Origin of the sequence: Halorubrum sp. SP9 (genome assembly GCF_005435015.1) — an archaeon.
GTDB classification, from domain to species: domain Archaea; phylum Halobacteriota; class Halobacteria; order Halobacteriales; family Haloferacaceae; genus Halorubrum; species Halorubrum sodomense.
Genome location: NZ_SGXU01000456.1, coordinates 1 through 386 on the forward strand (window position 1 = coordinate 1; position 386 = coordinate 386).

The 386-nt window shown below is 66.6% G+C and carries 1 protein-coding gene; it reads right to left on the reverse strand.

Annotation, left to right across the window (positions count from 1 at the left end; translation table 11 throughout):
* Window positions 1-386 (reverse strand): peroxiredoxin (locus tag EXE45_RS18230; RefSeq protein WP_137695147.1); only part of this gene is annotated, 386 nt, incomplete at both ends.

Here is a 386-nt window from a genome sequence, read left to right on the forward strand (position 1 = left end):
TGATCTCGTCGAGCAGGTCGTCGATTTCCGGGCGGTCCGCGGGCATCCGTCCCTCGTAGGTGTACGCGACGACGGGCTCGTCAGACCGAGTGTCGAGGACCATCGCGACTGGCATCCGGCCGACCAGGTCGTGGAGCGAACCGAGGACGCCGAACCGCACGGGCTGGTCGTACGCGTCGCTCACGTCGGTGTTCGGATCGGCGAGCAGCGCGAACGGGAGGTCGTACGACTCCTGCCACTCGCTGGCTCGCTCGACGGGTTCCGGGAGGATCGAGACAACGGCGGCGTTCAGCGCCCCGAACTCGTCGTACCTGTCGCCGATCGCTTGGACCTGTTTCCGGCAATTCCCACAGTGGTAGTCCCGCTGGAACAGCAGCACCACAGCG